The organism is Mesorhizobium sp. NPDC059054 (genome assembly GCF_042739215.1).
GTDB lineage: Bacteria > Pseudomonadota > Alphaproteobacteria > Rhizobiales > Rhizobiaceae > Mesorhizobium.
The window spans coordinates 99,710-113,474 of the sequence record NZ_JBHYHV010000004.1 but is presented as its reverse complement, the minus strand read 5'-3'; the positions used below and the strand labels follow the sequence as shown (position 1 = coordinate 113,474).

Genomic DNA, 13,765 nt, shown 5'->3' with positions numbered 1-13,765 from the left:
GCTGCGTTCGCCGTCCGGGAGGATGTCAAAGGAGCGGCGCGCCCGAATAGGAGGCCAGATAGGCATCCAGCTGCTGCGAGGCGGCGGAGGCCGTGGCCTGCGGATCGGCGCCGCCCTGCATGGTCTGCTGGATCGCGTCGGAGATGATCTTGTAGACCTCTGGCGGCACGCGCGGCTCGGCGCGCGTACCAGGATGGATATCCCTGGCGAATTTGCCGATCATGCCCTCGCCGAATGCCGCTTCGCGCGCTTTCAGCGCGCTGTCGCGCGGCGGCATGTCGGACTTCGCCTCGGTGCACCAGGTGGCGACGCGATCGACTGAGCCCTGTTCGGTCGACGCCAGGGCCCAGGCACAGAACTGGCCGGCGGCCTCGGGGTTCCTGCCCTTGGCATTGGCCACAAAAGCCCAGCCGCCACCGACGGTGACGTATTTGCCGTTGGCAGGCGTCGGCAGGCGGAACACGCCATACGGAAAATCCTTGGCATTGTTCTTCAACTGCGCGATCGCCCAGATGCCGACATTCTGGATGGCGCAGTAGCCGGAGGCAAGATTGGCGACGCTGTCATTGGCGCCATTGCCCAAGACCTGCCGGGGCGCGGCGCCCGAATTGATGGCGTCCTGCCAGAATTTCAGCGCCTGCACCGTGGCGGGTGAATCAAAGGCGCTCTTGCCGTCCGCGCCCTGGAACTCGCCGCCGCCCTGCCAGAGGAAGGGGTACCAGGTGAAGTTCTGATAATAGCCGGGCGCGGTCTGGAACAGCAGGCCATAACGCTCCGGCGTGGTCAGTTTCTTGCCGAGCTCCAGCAATTCATCCCAGGTCTTGGGAACATCATTTTCGTTCAGCCCGGCGTCTTCGAAGGCTTTGACCGAATAATACATGGCCATCGGCTCGACCTCCATCGGCAGGCCGTAGATCTTGCCGTCGACCATGCGGGTGGCCAGTACGCTTTCGGGGAAATCGGCCCGGGCTTTTTCGTCGATATAAGGCGTCAGGTCCTGCAGCACGCCGCCATTGTAGTAACGCAGGAAATCGCCCGGCGAGATGATGAAGATGTCCGGCCCTTGCCCCGAGGCAAAGGCTGTCGCCAGCTTCGGGCCGTTGATATATTCCTTGTTGGGGACGAACTCGAGCTCGACCTTCTGCTCGTGACTGTCGTTCCAGTCCGCCACCATCTTTTCGAACCAGTCGACCTGTGGCTTCACCTGGCCACCGGGTGCGTAGAACTGCCAGAATTTCAGCGGCGCATCCTGCGCCCGGACCGGCAACTTGTTGATGAAAGGAAAGCCTGAGACGCCGCTGGCGACACCGGCCGCGGCAAAGGTCGCGCTGTTGCGCAGGAAGCGCCGGCGGGACCAGCTGGACGGCACGAAAAGTTTCGGTTTGTCGCTCATCTTTGTTCCTCCCTTTTTTGGATTGAGACGGCGCAGTTCTCCTCCCGCGCCGGCTCGGCTTATGCGGTATCGAATTCCTTCAAGAAGCAGGGCACGATTTCGCTGCGCGGCGCGCCGACATAGGCGCCGCTCAGCCGCTCCAGCAGCATGCGCGCGGCCCGCCCGGCGAGTTCGGCCGGCGCACTGCCGACACGGGTGAGGCGTGGCCGCACATATTCCAGCTGCAGCTGATCGCCGAAGACGCACAGCTTCACATCATCGGGCACGCGCAGGCCGCGGTCGTAGAACTCCGCCATGGCTCCGGAGGCCATCAGATAATTGCCAAAGAAGATCACCGACGGCAGCGCGCCACCACAGGTTTCGAGCAGCCATTGCGCCGCTGCCTGGCCGGATGGCGCCAGATAGCTGCCTTCGAAGCGCAAATCGGGATCAGGCTCGGCGCCATGGTCGCGCAACCCCTGCTCGAACCCGTCGGCGCGCTGCATCGCCTCGGTGAAGAAGGATGGCCCGGTCACATGCGCGACACGACGGTGGCCCTTGCGGGCCAGATAGGCGCCCATCTGATAGCCGCCGTCAAAATCGTCGATGCGAATGCTGTCGACGGCACGGTTCGGCAGATTGCCGATGAACACCGCAGGTGCTTCCACCTGCAGCAACGCATCATGCATGCCATGCAGCGCAAAATCGCCAACGATCAGTCCGTCGACCCGCTTGCTGTTGATCTGGCGCAGATATTCCCGGCCATGATCCTGCGAGTGGCCGCCTGGAACGTCGGTGTTGAAGATCAGCATGTCGAGGCCGACTGCCTCGAGTTCCGACTGCACCGTTTTCACCAGTTCCGGATAGAACGGATTGCGAATGTCGGGGATCAGCATCGCGACGAGATTGGTGCGCCCGGTGCGCAGGCTCTGCGCCTGCGGGTTTGGGCGGTAGCCAAGTTCCAGGATCGCCGCCTCGACCCGCTCGCGCATCGATTTCGACACGCGGTCAGCATGGTTGATGACATGCGAGACCGTAGTCGGCGACACGCCAGCCTTCGCGGCAACCTTCGCAATGGTACTCATTTCTTAGCGCTATCATTTTGTAAATCGATTTGCAAATCGATTTACAAAATGATAGATTTGCCCATCGCGTGGCGGATGCACTTACGCAGTCTGAGTGCGGCGGCCTGCAGGCTGGGTAGCGGTCAAATCGCCGTTCATGGGGACGCCCGATTGGTTCATTTATTTGCCTCTGACGGCGTCCCAGCCTCTCAATGAGCTCCTGGCTTCCTGTTGCGGTGCTTGCGCCTCTCCGCAAGGATTGACCATCGCCGGAGGCTGAGGCACGCTACTGTTCGGTGGGAGGGGCACCATCAGGTGATTGTTGATACGGTCGCCGGTGGGCTTTCGAAAGGCCTCTTCCAATGTCCAAAAACCTGAAAACCGCCATCATCGGTATCATTGTTGCCTTGGTTGTTGGCCTGGCCGTCAACTATGGGTTCATCAGCCAGCAGACCGCCGACGAGATCAAAGCCAAGACAGACGAGGTTCTGACCAACGAGCAGCCGGCACAGCCCAGCGAGCCAACTGCCCCCACCCAGCCACCGGCTCCCGACACGCCATCGGCCGAACCGACGCAAGCGCCTGAACAGGAAGCCCAGACGCCGGCGCAACCGCCTGCCTCCACCGGCAGTCAGGAACCGGCACAGCCAGCGCCTGCAAACTAGGCATTCGAATGCCTGGCTGATTTGGACGAGAATTTCCGTACGAAACGGGCAATGGCGAATGGCGTCACTCACCATTCGCCATTGGTGCCGTTGCCGATACCCAGGCAGACGCTTCTTGGAGCGCCAATCTCCGATCAGTTCAGTCTAGAGCGTTTCCGTTTTTCACGGAAACGCGGAAACGCTCTAACTCTTTGTTTTTACGCAATTCCGGACGGAAAACCGTTACACATTTTTCCTGGAATTGCTCCAGCACCTCAAGCCGCAGCGGCGGTGCGCACGAAGCGTGCTTTTTCAGCGAGTTGCCGGGTGGCGTCGACCGTATCCTGGGCGGCGTACCAGTAACGCTCCTTCAACTCGATGTTGAACAGCACCCCGTCCGGGAATTCGCATTCGGTCATCAGTCTGTCCCAGGGGATATCGCCCCAGCCGACCGGCAGGTGAAGGTCGCCATGACCATAGGCCATGCGCTCGCCATCGGTGAACATCCAGATGTCGTCCTGGCGGCCGAAACTGTCATGAACGTGCAAATGGCGCGAGTAGGGCGCCAAGGCCTTCACCTCCTCGACAAACGCGTCACGACGGCCGTCGAAATCGAGTTTCAAATAGGCGTGGCTGAAATCGAGCGTCGCCATGACGTTCGGATGGTTGATCGCGCCAAGTTCCGTGGCCAGTCGTGACGGCGAGGCGGCGAGTCCCTTGCCTTCATATCCCGCAAACAGGGTCTCGACGCAGAGGATCAACCCGTGCTGGCGGGCGATGTCACCACTCTTGGCCAACCATTCGCGCTGGCGCTGATAGCCGGCCTCGACGCCGTCGGCCTGCTGCATCGGCATCAGGCCGGAATGGATCACATAATGTTCGGCGCCGATCTCGGCCGCCACTTCCAGAGACGCCTGCAGCACTTCGAAATGGCGCGGCAGCCGATAGGCCTCGTCCATGAAGTTGATGGCGAGGGGGCCGTGTACGGAATAGACGACATCACGACCGGCGCAGGCGCGCTTCAAGGCGGTGAGCTGCGATTTCCTGATCTTGCCGCCGACGACGATGTCCATGTCGTAGGTCGGCAGTTCGATCGCTTCGACGCCGAGTTCCTCGACCATGTCGAGCTCCTCGGCGAAGTCCGAGAGATCGTTGGCGCGCTTGTGGGCGGAGATTCCGGTGCCGGTGACGGCTGACATGAGCGTGGTCCTTCAATTGACAGGCTGGGCATTTGCGGGCTGGGGTTCGGCCGAGCGATGCTCGACAGGCCGTTCGACACAATGCCGCGCTTTCATGTCCGGCATCTGACCGGCACATGACACTTCCCTGACGCCGCCTGGGGAAAACCGGTTGCGGGGGGCTGCAACCAAGGCTCGACAGCAGCCGGCAAATGTCATTGAATCGTCATCTGATCGTCATGGATGAGGATTCGAGCGATGCGTCGCATGGCTTTGCATTCGGCAGTCCTGGCCGCTTCGGTGCTTGTCGCCGGCGAAGCGGGCGCTGCCGATCTCACATCGGCCGAATTGAAGAATGAATTGGTCGGACACTCGATCGCCTGGTGGGAAGATGGCGGCTGGCGCGGCGGCTCACTGATATTGGCGCCCGACGGCTCCGCCGAGATCACGATTGACAATTCGGGCGACAATTCGACCCGGCATGGCGACAGGGGCCGATGGGCGCTCCGCGATGGCGAACTGTGTACCGTGTGGAGCGAGATCCGCGACGGCGGCGAGAAGTGCTACAGCGTGCGCCGCGGCGAGCGTGGACGCTTCGTCACCAGCGGCGGCAATGTCTTCGAAATCCGCGACGCCGGCGTCTAGGGACATCTCCAGGCGTTTGGGCGGCGTCGATGTCAGAGCGCCGTGCCTGTTCGGGCGTGCAAAGGACGCTCTGACACTTTCGAGCTGCACATCGTGCTTTCCGAATTCCATTCCGCTTTTCGGGCCGATGCATTGGAGCGCCGCGCGTCGTGATTGCTCCAGCAAAGCCGAGGTCCAATCTTCGGGGGATTGTCGTCATTTCATCACGAAACCACAACGCGGCTGTCATGTGATCTCTCTAGGGGAGGCGCCGTAGCGGGCGTTTCGCTCGCGCAGCAACCTTCCTGTCTGGAGAGGACGAATGAAACGATTGATCCTGCTCGCGACGACGGCCGTCGTCCTTGCCAGTGGCGCCAATGCCGCCGAACGCACCAAATTCGAATTCTGGTACGGCCTCACCGGCGACCTCGGCGAAGTGGTGGCCAAGCACTGCCAGCTGTTCAACCAGTCGCAGGACAAGTACGAAGCCGTCTGCACCGGGCAGGGTGGCTACGACAAGGCCGAGCAGAACACCATCGCGGCCTACCGTTCCAAGCAGCATCCGACGGTCGTGCAGATCTATGATGCCGGCACCGTGAACTTCATGCTGTCGGGCGCCATCTATCCGGCCACCCAGTTCGCCAAGGAATACAAGCTCGACATCGACTGGAAGGCATACTTCCCCGGCATCGCCAACTACTACGCGACCTCCACGGGCGAGATGTGGTCGTTCCCGTACAATTCCTCGACCGCCGTTTTCTATTGGAACAAGGAAGCCTTCGCGAAGATCGGCAAGACCGAGGCGCCGAAGACCTGGGCAGAGTTCGGCGAAGACCTGAAGGCCATGAAGGCCGCCGGCGTTCCCTGCGGCTTTGCCTTCGACTTCGATTCCTGGATGGATCTCGAACAATTCTCGGCGACCAATTCCATTCCGCTTGCCACGCTCGACAACGGCTATGGTGGCCTCGGTGCCGAACTTGCCTTCAACAAGACCGCCTTCGTCGACCACATGAAGGACTTCAAGTCCTGGCTCGACGCCGGTTACGCCAAGATCCAGACCAAGCAGATGGGCAAGGACGTCGTCCAGGCCTTCGCCGACGGCACCTGCGCTGCCACCATCACCTCGATCGCCAACCACGGCACCGTGCACAACACCCAGGCCAAGGACCTGAAGTGGGACGTCGCCATGATGCCGGTGATCGATGCCGCCAAGCGCACCAACTCGATGGTCGGCGGCGCCTCGCTGTGGGTCATGCAGGGCAAGTCGAAGGAAGAATACGAAGCCGCTGCTGCTTTCCTGAAATACGTCACGGCTCCGGATACGGGTGAGAAGTACATCGCCGAAAATACCGGCTACATCCCGGTCACCACCAAGGGCTATGAACTCCTGAAGTCGGAAGGCTTCTACAAGGATCCGAAGCGGGTCAACCGCGACATCGCGATCGCTTCGCTGACCGCGTCTGACGTCACGCCGCTGTCGCGCGGCATCCGTCTCGGCAACTTCACCTCGATCCGCGCCGAACTGCGCTCCGAACTGGAAGCTGCCTTCACCGGCCAGAAGGACATGCAGGCTGCGATCGATACGGTCGTCGAACGCGGCAACCAGATCCTGCGCCGCTACGAGCAGACCTACAAGGGCGTGGCGCTGCCATAAGCTGAGACGACATATCCAGGGTGCCGCGGCTTGCGCATGACCCAGAAATCGGAATCGATTTTCGGAAAGAGTCATGCGCCAAATCAAGGTGCTAGGGCGTCCTTTGTGCGTCCAACAGGACGCGCGGCGCTCTAGCCGCGGCGCCCTTTTCATAAAACATGACAGGCAAGGAGCGTCCGCATGGAAAAGCGTGCCACCTTCTCCAATCTGTGGCTGGCGGCAGCCTTCATCGCTCCGCAGATGCTTCTCATCTTCGTCTTCTTCTACTGGCCCTCGGGCGAAGCGCTCTATTGGGCCGTAACGCTGGAACCGCCTTTCGGCGGCAGCAACCAGTGGGTCGGCCTGCAGAACTTCATGACCGTCTTCGAGGATCCGAAATATTGGAACTCGGTGCGCGTTTCATTGACCTTCGCCTTTTCCGCAACGGTGTTGTCGCTCGCCATTGCAGCGTTGCTTGCACTCTTCGTCGACCGCCGGCTCCCCGGCCACCAGGTCTACAAGTTCACCTTTTTCCTGCCTTACGCATTGGCTGCGCCGGCGGTCGGCCTGGCGTTCCGTTTCATCTTCTCGCCTGACGCCGGCTTTGTGTCGGCCATCAACCACGCCTTTCCCGGTCTCTGGAACCCCGCGCTCAACGGTTATGATGCTTTCATCCTCATCGTGCTGGCACAAAGCTGGAAGATGGTGGGCTACAATTTCATCTTCTTCCTGGCGGCCTTGCAATCGATCCCGCGCACGATCTCGGAAGCCGGCGCCATGGACGGCGCAAGCGTGCTGCAGCGCATGCGGGACATCCAGCTGCCGTTGATCACGCCGACGCTGTTCTTCCTGATCGTGATCAACATCACCGACAGTTTCGTCGACAGCTTCGGCATCGTCGACATCACCACGTCCGGTGGCCCGGCGAGGGCGACCGAACTGATGGTCTACAAGATCTATACCGATGGCTTCCAGGGCAAGGACTACTCGCTCGCCGCCGCGCAATCGATCGTGCTGATGGTGCTTGTGATCGCGCTGACCTTCATCCAGTTCCGCTTCGTCGAGCGGCGCGTCCACTATCGCTGAGCGGAGAGCCAAGCCGTGATCGAACGCACCCCTGTTCTCGACTTCATCACCCACGCACTGCTCATCGGCAGCCTTGTGGCGCTGCTCATCCCTTTCTGGATCATCTTCGTGGCGGCGAGCCACGACTTCCATACGGTGAACCAGGTGCCCATGCCGCTCATGCCTGGCGGCCATTTCCTCGAGAACATGGCCACCGCCTGGGAACGCGGCAATTTCGGCCGGGTGATGCTGAATTCGATCGTCGTGGCCGGCGGCGTCACCATCGGCAAGATCGTCATCGCGGCTCTTTCCGCCTTCTCGATCGTCTATTTCCGCTACAAGCTCCGGATGGTGATGTTCTGGCTGATCTTCATCACCCTGATGCTGCCGCTGGAAGTACGCATCGTGCCGACCTATGCGGTGGCAGCGGATGCGTTGAGACCATTCAAGGCGATCTTCGAACTGTTCGGGATCTCGGTCGGGCTGCCGGAATGGAACCTGCTCAATTCCTATTCCGGCCTGATCCTGCCGCTGATCGCCACCGCCACCGGCACCTTCCTCTACCGCCAGTTCTTCCTCACCGTTCCCGACGAGTTGACCGAAGCCGCAAAGATGGATGGCTCGGGGCCGGTCCGCTTCTTTCTCGAAGTGCTGATGCCGCTTTCCAAGACCAACATGGCGGCACTCGCCACCATCATGTTCGTCTGGTCGTGGAACCAGTATCTGTGGCCGCTCCTGGTGGTGACCGATCAGCAGAACTTTGCCACCGCCACCATGCAGCTCCAGAAGATCGTGCCGGGACCGGTGTTTGGCGAACCGCCGATCTGGAACGTGGCCATGGCCGCCAACCTGATCGTGCTGACCCCGCCGGTGCTGGTCACCATCTTCCTGCAGCGCTGGTTCGTGCGCGGCCTCATCTCCACTGAAAAATAAGGGACGATATCCCATGGCCGAAATCACCCTGCGCGATGTGCGCAAATCCTACGCCAAGAACGAGGTCGTGCACGGCGTGAACCTCGACGTTGCCAGCGGCGAGCTGATCGTCATTCTCGGTCCCTCCGGCTGCGGCAAGTCCACGCTGCTGCGCATGGTGGCCGGCCTGGAAACGATCACCTCCGGCGAGGTCGCGATTGCTGGACGCGTGGTCAACAAACTGGAGCCGCGCGAACGCGGTTGCGCCATGGTGTTCCAGAATTATGCGCTCTATCCGCATATGTCGGTGGCGAAGAACATCGGCTACTCGCTGAAGATCGCCGGGCTTTCAAAGGCCGAACGCACCGAGCGCGTCAACAAAGTAGCAGCGACGCTCGGCCTGATCGATTTTCTCGAGCGCAAGCCGGCTCAGCTCTCCGGCGGCCAACGACAGCGCGTGGCCATGGGTCGCGCCATGATCCGCGAACCGAAAGTGTTCCTTTATGACGAGCCGTTGTCCAATCTGGATGCAACGCTGCGTGTCGCCATGCGTGTCGAGATCCGCAAGCTGCACCAGCGTCTCGGCGCAACCACCCTCTTCGTCACGCATGATCAGGTCGAGGCGATGACCCTGGCCGACCGCATCGTGGTGATGAACAAGGGTGGCATCGAGCAGGTCGGCACGCCAAGCGAGGTCTATGGACGGCCGGAAACCACCTATGTCGCCAATTTCATCGGTTCGCCCGGGCTCAATCTGCTGAAGGGCGCCGCCCATCCGGACGAAGGTGTCATCAAGCTGCCGGATGGCCAGCAGCTTGCCTATGACCGCAATCAATGGCCAGAGATCGGCCATGGTCCGGTGGTCGTCGGTTTTCGTGCGGAGGCGGTGAAGTTCGGTTCGGGTCCGCTTTCCGCACGCTTCGACTTTGCCGAAGAACTCGGCATCGCCAAATTGCTGCATGGCTCATTCGGCGGGCAGGGAATGATCGTCCATGTCGCGACGCATGAAGAGCTGCAGTCGGGCCAGCCGTTCTTCTTCTCGGTCGATCCCCGGGACATCCAGTTGTTCGACGCCGATGGCGGTCGGCGCCTGGAGGAGGCGAGGGCACCAGCGGCCAGCACGAAAAAAGCCGCGCCGATCCAGGTCCGTGCCTGAAGCGCCCCAGCTCGAGCTTACTTGCGGTTTACGACATGGCGTTAGGCTTGCTCGCGTCCGATTCGTGAGGGAAACGCCGTGAGCAAGATCGTCACTTCATTTGCATTGGTTGCCGTCTTCTCGGCCTTGCTGATGGCACTCAGCCTCGCTGTCGCACAACATGGTTATCCGTTCGGTGCGATCGGCGTGAAGCGGCTGGATGACATCGCGGATGCAACGACTTTCCTGCCGCTGGCGGCGCTGTATTTCTTTTCGGCCATGCTGATGATGGTGCTGCCTCTGCGCGCGGCGAGCATCGTTCTGCTCAATGCCGCCGATATCGTCGTCTGGGCCGTGGTGGTGCTGTTTGCCAGCATCGTCGGCTCGCTGGCGGCGCGCTGGGCTTTCGGACAAAGCAGTGCGCTGTGGGCGCTGTGGAACTGGCGTTTCCTGTTCGTCGCGGCTGTCGTTGGTTGTCATCTCGTCATGAACGAGCTGCGGCGCAACGTTCTCCTACGCAGCCTTTTCCTGGTTGTTTTCGCGGCTGCGACGCTTGCCTGCCTGTTCTGGTCCTTCGTAATTTAGAGCGCTGCCCTCCATCTGGATGCGCGAAAGATGCTCCAATATTTTCAGGCTGCGCATCGTGCTTTGCCGAAAATTGATTTCGATTTTCGGACCGATGCGCTAGCGTGAACGTCAGGACAGGGGCGGTTTACAAGCTGTTATCCATTCCCGTTCATGCGATTTTATTGCCGCTGATCTAGAGAGAGGACAAGGACGGAACGTTCCTTGTTGGGCAGGGTGGCTATCGTGAGCGATGTAAAGGCGAAGATTCGTGAGGTTCTGGCCGCACGCGGCGGTTTGCCGGGCGGAATAGAGGCGCTCAGCGATCAGTCCGATCTCTATGCAGCGGGCCTGTCTTCCTTCGCCTCGGTTCAGATCATGCTGGCTCTGGAAGAGGCCTTCGACCTCGAATTCCCGGATTCGTTGCTCAACCGAAAGACGTTCCAGAGCGTCGATGCGATCGCCACCGCCGTGCAGGGCATTCTCAGCGGGGCTCAGGCGGCAGAATGAACGCGCCGGCCAGTACAGGTCTTGCCGAACGCGCCGGGCGCGTGGCGGCAGTCGCCGCCGCTCATGCCGACGATGTCGACGTCAAGAGCCGTTTCCCCCGGGAGGCCGTCGATGCCTTGCGGCTCGAACGGCTGCTCTCCATCCAGATTCCCAGCGAGCTCGGCGGTGAGGACGCAACGGTATCGGACGTTGCCGAGATCTGTTCGCTGATCGGCCAGTCCTGCGCCTCGGCGGCGATGGTGTTCGCCATGCACCACATAAAGCTCTCCAGCCTGGTCTCGCACGGTTCGGAGAGTGACTGGCACCGTGCCTTCATGCATCGCATCGCCGACGAACAGCTGTTGCTGGCCTCCGCCACCACCGAAGGCGGCATTGGCGGCAATCTGCGCAACAGCATCTGCGCCATCGAGGTGAACGGCGCCGACTGCCATCTGGAGAAAGACGCCACCGTCATTTCCTATGGCGAATATGCCGACGCCATCCTGATCACCTCGCGCGCCAATGCCGAGGCCGCCTCCACCGACCAGGTGATGACGGCGTTCACCAAGGATCAGTACACGCTGGAACGCACCCAGGTGTGGGATACGCTCGGCATGCGCGGCACCTGCTCGGACGGCTACCTGTTCAAGGGCGATGCGCCGGCCGCACAAATCCTGCCGAAGCCGTTTGCGGAGATCGCCGCGCAGTCGATGCTGGCAACCTCGCATCTTCTGTGGAGCGCGGTCTGGTACGGCATCGCCGTCAACGCCATGGCACGCGCGCAGAGCTTCGTGCGCGCGGCTGCCCGCAAGAGCCCCGGTGCGCCGCCGCCCGGCGCATTGCGGCTGGCCGAGGCTTCCAGCCTGCTGCAACTGCTGAAATCAAACATCATCGCCGGCCTGCGCGAGTTCGAGGCGGCAAAAGCCGACCACGACCGGTTGTCTTCCATCGGTTTCGCGGTGGCGATGAACAACGTCAAGATAGGCTCTTCCGAAACGATCCTCACCATCATCAACCATGCCATGCTGGTGTGCGGCATCCTCGGCTACAAGAACGGCACGCCCTACAGCCTTGGCCGCCACCTGCGCGACGCGCATTCGGCGCAATTGATGATCTCCAACGATCGTATTCTCGGTAACACGTCGAACCTCCTGCTGGTGCACAAGCAGGACACGAGCCTGATGGGGTAAGCCATGGACCAGCAAACCTCGCTTCTCGACAGGCTGTTCGAAACCGGCCTGCTCATCGCGACCGGCGTCGAAGGGCTTTACGGCCGCAGCGGCCGCTTCGAGGACATCATCACCCGTTTCGAGGCACTGATCGACAAGGCTGGCGGCGGCGACGGCGCCGAGCCGATCCGTTTTCCACCCGGCATGAACCGCGCGCATTTCGAGGGCAGCGGCTACATGAAGAGCTTTCCGCAGCTTGCCGGCACGATTCATTCTTTCTGTGGAAACGATCTCGACCACATGAATCTGCTGCAATGCATGGAGGCCGGCGAAGACTGGACGAAGACCCAGGAAGGCACCGACATCGTGCTGACGCCTGCGGCCTGCTATCCGCTCTACCCAACTGTGGCCAAGCGCGGTCCGTTGCCGGAGAATGGCGGTCTGTTCGACCTGCAGTCCTATTGTTTCCGGCACGAGCCATCCAACGACCCGGCCCGCATGCAGCTTTTCCGCATGCGCGAATATGTGCGCCTGGGCACGCCGGAACAGGTGATGGCGTTCCGCAATGACTGGATGGAGCGCGGCAAGGCACTGATGGCCTCCGTGGGCCTGCCTGTCGAGATCGACGTCGCCAACGATCCGTTCTTCGGCCGCGCCGGACGCATGATGAAGAACAACCAGCGTGACCAGAACCTGAAGTTCGAATTGCTGATCCCGATCACCTCGACCACAAAGCCGACGGCCTGCATGAGCTTCAATTATCATCAGGATCATTTCGGCAAGGACTGGAAAATCAGCACGGCCGATGGTGGTGTCGCCCATTCCGCATGCGTCGGTTTCGGGCTGGAGCGTATCGCACTGGCGCTGCTCAACCATCACGGGCTGGATATCGACGCCTGGCCGGCGCCGGTTCGCAAGACGTTCGGGTTCTGATCTTGGCGCTGCCGACGGTCTTTTCCGGGCTCGATCCCGCCAGCTACAAACCACATGCGCTGCACCAGCCGGAGCGCATGTGGCCGGAAACCAATTGTTACGTCGATCTGTGGATCGAGACGCTGCATGTCTTTGGCAGTGAACCGGAAGCGATGCTCGGTTTCACGCTGACGCAGGATTTCGAGGGCGACCAGTTCACCTTCTTCAAGGTGCCGCTTGAAGACCTCGAGGCGCTGTACGGCATCCGTTGCACGGAACTTGCCATCTATGACCGGGTCGAGGCGCATGTCGCGGAACAACTGACACGTGGCCGGCTGTGCCTGGTCGAGATGGACAGTTTCTACATGCCCGACACGCATGGTGTCGGCTACCAGAACGAGCATGGCAAGACGACGGTTGCGATCAATCGTCTCGATCCTGCCGGCCGCAGCATCGACTATTTCCACAATGCCGGTTTCTTCCGGCTGGAGGGCGATGATTTCGACGGCTTGTTCCACATGAAGGACGGGCCGGAGGAACTGCCGTTCCTGCCCTACACGGAATTCGCCAGGTTCCCGGCGCAACGACCCGCGCACGATCACCTGCATTCGCATGCCGAGCGGTTGGCAAGACAGCATTTCGCGCGCCGGCCGGCCGCCAATCCGGTGGCGGCCTTTGCCAAGGCGTTTCCCGGCCAGGTCGAAAAAGTGGCGGAGCGGCCGTTCGATTTCTTCCACAAATATGCGTTCAACACGCTGCGCCAGCTCGGCGCCAATTTCGAACTGGCCGCCAGCCATCTCGATTGGCTGCGTTCCGACGGCTCGCTGGCTGAAGCTGCCGGGCACGCGCGGCGCATTTCCGAAGTCGCCAAGGCGACGCAGTTCCAGGTGGCGCGTGCCGTGGCACGGCGCAAGTTCGAACCGCTGGCGGCCGCCCTCGATCCGGCTATCGAAGCCTGGGACGCCCTGATGCGCGGCCTGGCCGGCAGGCTCGGCTGAGCGACG

The 13,765-nt window shown here is 61.4% G+C and carries 14 protein-coding genes; 11 read left to right on the top strand and 3 right to left on the bottom strand.

Annotated elements, in window-relative coordinates:
* Nucleotides 1–25: 25 nt before the first annotated feature.
* Together ACFWXH_RS17725 and ACFWXH_RS17720 are read right to left on the bottom strand one after the other, a co-directional pair.
* Complete coding sequence (locus tag ACFWXH_RS17725; RefSeq protein ID WP_379122425.1) at nucleotides 26–1,393, bottom strand: ABC transporter substrate-binding protein; 1,368 nt, start codon at nucleotides 1,391–1,393, stop codon at nucleotides 26–28.
* Nucleotides 1,394–1,452: 59 nt separating this feature from the next.
* Nucleotides 1,453–2,457, bottom strand: coding sequence for a LacI family DNA-binding transcriptional regulator (locus tag ACFWXH_RS17720; RefSeq protein WP_379122423.1), 1,005 nt, complete (start codon nucleotides 2,455–2,457; stop codon nucleotides 1,453–1,455).
* 341 nt (nucleotides 2,458–2,798) lie between these two features.
* Here ACFWXH_RS17720 and ACFWXH_RS17715 point away from each other — a divergent pair, with 341 nt between their 5' ends.
* Nucleotides 2,799–3,101 carry a hypothetical protein gene (locus ACFWXH_RS17715; protein ID WP_379122421.1) on the top strand — a complete coding sequence of 101 codons (303 nt, stop codon included), beginning with the start codon at nucleotides 2,799–2,801 and terminating at the stop codon, nucleotides 3,099–3,101.
* 254 nt (nucleotides 3,102–3,355) lie between these two features.
* On the opposite strand, the gene ACFWXH_RS17710 is transcribed toward ACFWXH_RS17715, so the two are convergent.
* On the bottom strand, nucleotides 3,356–4,279 hold the full coding sequence (locus ACFWXH_RS17710) for a sugar phosphate isomerase/epimerase family protein (protein WP_379122419.1): 924 nt from the start codon (nucleotides 4,277–4,279) through the stop codon (nucleotides 3,356–3,358).
* A 246-nt stretch (nucleotides 4,280–4,525) separates the two neighbouring features.
* Between ACFWXH_RS17710 and ACFWXH_RS17705 the strand changes: the two genes are divergently transcribed.
* The 10 genes from ACFWXH_RS17705 to ACFWXH_RS17660 all read left to right on the top strand — a co-directional run bounded on the left by ACFWXH_RS17705 (nucleotide 4,526) and on the right by ACFWXH_RS17660 (nucleotide 13,759).
* A complete protein-coding gene (locus ACFWXH_RS17705; protein WP_379122417.1) occupies nucleotides 4,526–4,903 on the top strand; it encodes a hypothetical protein in 378 nt (125 codons plus the stop codon).
* Nucleotides 4,904–5,204: 301 nt separating this feature from the next.
* Nucleotides 5,205–6,536, top strand: coding sequence for an extracellular solute-binding protein (locus ACFWXH_RS17700; RefSeq protein ID WP_379122415.1), 1,332 nt, complete (start codon nucleotides 5,205–5,207; stop codon nucleotides 6,534–6,536).
* Nucleotides 6,537–6,716: 180 nt separating this feature from the next.
* Nucleotides 6,717–7,601, top strand: coding sequence for an ABC transporter permease subunit (locus ACFWXH_RS17695; RefSeq protein WP_054313685.1), 885 nt, complete (start codon nucleotides 6,717–6,719; stop codon nucleotides 7,599–7,601).
* A 15-nt stretch (nucleotides 7,602–7,616) separates the two neighbouring features.
* A complete protein-coding gene (gene ugpE / locus ACFWXH_RS17690) occupies nucleotides 7,617–8,513 on the top strand; it encodes a sn-glycerol-3-phosphate ABC transporter permease UgpE (RefSeq protein WP_379122413.1) in 897 nt (298 codons plus the stop codon).
* A 13-nt stretch (nucleotides 8,514–8,526) separates the two neighbouring features.
* Nucleotides 8,527–9,648, top strand: a complete 1,122-nt coding sequence (gene ugpC / locus ACFWXH_RS17685) for a sn-glycerol-3-phosphate ABC transporter ATP-binding protein UgpC (protein WP_379122411.1) — start codon at nucleotides 8,527–8,529, stop codon at nucleotides 9,646–9,648.
* Nucleotides 9,649–9,726: 78 nt separating this feature from the next.
* Nucleotides 9,727–10,212 carry a hypothetical protein gene (locus tag ACFWXH_RS17680; RefSeq protein ID WP_379122409.1) on the top strand — a complete coding sequence of 162 codons (486 nt, stop codon included), beginning with the start codon at nucleotides 9,727–9,729 and terminating at the stop codon, nucleotides 10,210–10,212.
* A 225-nt stretch (nucleotides 10,213–10,437) separates the two neighbouring features.
* Nucleotides 10,438–10,701, top strand: a complete 264-nt coding sequence (locus ACFWXH_RS17675; protein WP_379122407.1) for an acyl carrier protein — start codon at nucleotides 10,438–10,440, stop codon at nucleotides 10,699–10,701.
* A complete protein-coding gene (locus ACFWXH_RS17670; RefSeq protein WP_379122405.1) occupies nucleotides 10,698–11,870 on the top strand; it encodes an acyl-CoA dehydrogenase family protein in 1,173 nt (390 codons plus the stop codon). The genes ACFWXH_RS17675 and ACFWXH_RS17670 overlap by 4 nt, the downstream gene beginning before the upstream one ends.
* Nucleotides 11,871–11,873: 3 nt before the next feature.
* Entirely contained in the window at nucleotides 11,874–12,782 is a 909-nt protein-coding gene (locus tag ACFWXH_RS17665) for an amino acid--[acyl-carrier-protein] ligase (RefSeq protein WP_379122403.1), read from the top strand.
* A gap of 8 nt (nucleotides 12,783–12,790) precedes the next feature.
* Complete coding sequence (locus ACFWXH_RS17660; RefSeq protein WP_379123281.1) at nucleotides 12,791–13,759, top strand: DUF1839 family protein; 969 nt, start codon at nucleotides 12,791–12,793, stop codon at nucleotides 13,757–13,759.
* The last annotated feature ends 6 nt before the right edge of the window (nucleotides 13,760–13,765 follow it).

What these genes read in the sequence shown, in the direction of transcription:
- ACFWXH_RS17725 (WP_379122425.1), bottom strand. Translation starts at nt 1,393, where the DNA reads ATGAGCGACAAACCGAAACTTTTCGTGCCGTCCAGCTGGTCCCGCCGG.
- ACFWXH_RS17715 (WP_379122421.1), top strand. Translation starts at nt 2,799, where the DNA reads ATGTCCAAAAACCTGAAAACCGCCATCATCGGTATCATTGTTGCCTTG.
- ACFWXH_RS17665 (WP_379122403.1), top strand. Translation starts at nt 11,874, where the DNA reads ATGGACCAGCAAACCTCGCTTCTCGACAGGCTGTTCGAAACCGGCCTG.
- ACFWXH_RS17695 (WP_054313685.1), top strand. Translation starts at nt 6,717, where the DNA reads ATGGAAAAGCGTGCCACCTTCTCCAATCTGTGGCTGGCGGCAGCCTTC.
- ACFWXH_RS17705 (WP_379122417.1), top strand. Translation starts at nt 4,526, where the DNA reads ATGGCTTTGCATTCGGCAGTCCTGGCCGCTTCGGTGCTTGTCGCCGGC.
- ACFWXH_RS17700 (WP_379122415.1), top strand. Translation starts at nt 5,205, where the DNA reads ATGAAACGATTGATCCTGCTCGCGACGACGGCCGTCGTCCTTGCCAGT.
- ugpC (WP_379122411.1), top strand. Translation starts at nt 8,527, where the DNA reads ATGGCCGAAATCACCCTGCGCGATGTGCGCAAATCCTACGCCAAGAAC.
- ACFWXH_RS17710 (WP_379122419.1), bottom strand. Translation starts at nt 4,279, where the DNA reads ATGTCAGCCGTCACCGGCACCGGAATCTCCGCCCACAAGCGCGCCAAC.
- ACFWXH_RS17720 (WP_379122423.1), bottom strand. Translation starts at nt 2,457, where the DNA reads ATGAGTACCATTGCGAAGGTTGCCGCGAAGGCTGGCGTGTCGCCGACT.
- ACFWXH_RS17670 (WP_379122405.1), top strand. Translation starts at nt 10,698, where the DNA reads ATGAACGCGCCGGCCAGTACAGGTCTTGCCGAACGCGCCGGGCGCGTG.